Source organism: Candidatus Cryptobacteroides sp. (genome assembly GCF_056207615.1).
Genome location: NZ_JBAEER010000022.1, coordinates 1 through 2,049, shown reverse-complemented (window position 1 = coordinate 2,049; position 2,049 = coordinate 1). Strand labels below are relative to the sequence as shown.

General features: G+C 49.1%; 3 protein-coding genes. All 3 read left to right on the top strand.

The genetic code is table 11. From position 1 onward, the window contains the following. Positions 1-445, top strand: a 445-nt coding sequence (locus tag AC06ND_RS01265) for a hypothetical protein (protein WP_475677183.1), incomplete at its 5' end; no start/stop codon positions are given. 148 nt (positions 446-593) lie between these two features. Further along, positions 594-1,472, top strand: a complete 879-nt coding sequence (locus AC06ND_RS01260) for an Rpn family recombination-promoting nuclease/putative transposase (protein WP_475677182.1) — start codon at positions 594-596, stop codon at positions 1,470-1,472. A gap of 148 nt (positions 1,473-1,620) precedes the next feature. Then, positions 1,621-2,049 (top strand): PD-(D/E)XK nuclease family transposase (locus AC06ND_RS01255; RefSeq protein ID WP_475677181.1); only part of this gene is annotated, 429 nt, incomplete at its 3' end.

Here is a 2,049-nt window from a genome sequence, read left to right as displayed (position 1 = left end):
GCTCGAGCAGCGAAAGACAATTTCCCTTATCTTTGTGCAGTTGGGATTCTTCAAGAAAGCGAAGGACGACTGTGTGGATGTGCTTGATCAGTGGCTCTATTGCCTAAAGCATATAGGCTCAATGGATGAGTTCCCGGCGTCTTTTGGCTATGTAGATGGATTGGCAGATTTGTACAATGCATCAGAGATCGCCGCTTTTGATGAAGTCAAGAAACTAACTTATATCGCGGAAGAGATGACAGAGATGGATTATAGGCACGACATGTATTGGTCGCGTAAGAAGGGGTTCGATGCTGGGGTTGCCCAGGGTCGTGAGGAGGGTGTTTTGAAAGGTGTTCTTGATGTTGCTTCGAGAATGTTGAGGAATGGAATGCCGATATCGCAGATAGTTCAGTGTACTGGCCTCTCCGAGGAGCAGGTATGTGCTCTTGCGAATGAGAATTAGTTTTCAGAGCGCGTTTTTCCGGAAAATATCATTCGTTTTGTTAGAATAATCGCCTTCCTGAGTCGTCAGGAGGGCGATTCCTGCCTTTATCCGTTTGCGAGTTCCGCAAACGGATAAGTCTCCGGACCTTTGCGGAAAAGGTTTCAAGATGGTAGAGGGGCAGAGATACGTGAACCTGCTGAGCGATGCAGGATTCAAGGCGGTGTTCGGCGACGAGCGCAACAAGATTGTTTTGATAGATTTCATAAATCTGGTTCTCCATGGGGAGAGGGTCGTGGTAGATCTCGAATTTATGGGTACCGAAGTGTTTGGTAAGATTGCTGAGGACCGGGCTGTGCGTTTTGACCTGAGCTGCATGGATTCGGAGGGGGTGAGGTTCGTCGTGGAGATGCAGCGTATGCGACACGATCGTGATTTCTATCATCGCAGCGTGTTCTATGGGACGAAGGTCTATGACCTGCAGGTGGAGAAACACCGTCCTTCGTATATCTGCCCTCCTGCCTATGTGATAGGTATCATGGAGGGTCATCTTGCGCACGAGGAGTGGGCGAATTCATGTATTTCCCGATACAAGTTTACTGATATCGACAAGCAGATTGTCGGACCGGAGACTTTTTCTCTTATCTTTGTACAGTTGGGCTTTTTCAAGAAGGCGAAGGAAGAGTGTGTGGATGTGCTTGACCAGTGGCTGTACTGCCTTAAGCACATGTACGAGCTCGATGACCTGCCGGAGTCTTTTGATTTGGAGAGCGGTCTCGTGAATCTTCGTGACGCGTCTGAGATTGCGGCCTTCGATGAGTCCAAGAAAATTGACTATACTGTACAGGAGATGACAGAAAGGGATTATCAGCATGATTTGTACTATTCTCGCCTCGAGGGACGAGAGGAGGGTCGTGAGGTAGGACGCGAAGAAGGTGTCAAGTCCGTTGTGTTGGCAATGGTAAAGGGAGGCATGCCTATACAGCAAGTTGCGCAGTACTCGGGCCTTTCCGAGGAGCAGGTATGTGCTCTGGCGAACGAGAATTAATCTTTCAGAGCCCAGATTTCCGGAAAACGTCATTCAATTTGTTCGAATAATCGCCTTCCTGAGTCGTCAGGAGGGCGTTTTCTGTCTCTATCCGTTGGCGAGTTCCGCAAACGGATAAGTCTCCAGATCTTTGCAAAAAGTTTTCAAGATGGTAGAGGGGCAGAGATACGTGAACCTGCTTAGCGATGCGGGATTCAAGGCGGTGTTCGGCGACGATCGCAACAAGGCAGTCATGATCGATTTCCTGAACATGATCCTGGATGGCGAGCATGTGGTTACCGACATCGAATACAAGAACACGGAAGTTTTCGGAAAGACGACAGAACACAGGTTGGTGCGTTATGACCTACACTGTTTGGACTCGGCGGGCGTTCGGTTCGTGGTGGAGATGCAGAGGACGAGCCATGATAATGACTTCTTCACCCGCAGCGTATTTTATGGTGCGAAGGCTTTCGACTTGCAGATGGAAAAGGGAATTAAGAGGTATGATGCACCGCCGGTATATGTAATTGGAATCATGGAGGGACACCTGGCTGGAGAAATTGAGGGGGCGAAAGAGTCGTGCGTGTCCCGATAT

Bases quoted from the DNA above. Each gene is read 5' to 3' on its own strand.
- AC06ND_RS01260 (WP_475677182.1), top strand. From the start codon at position 594: ATGGTAGAGGGGCAGAGATACGTGAACCTGCTGAGCGATGCAGGATTC.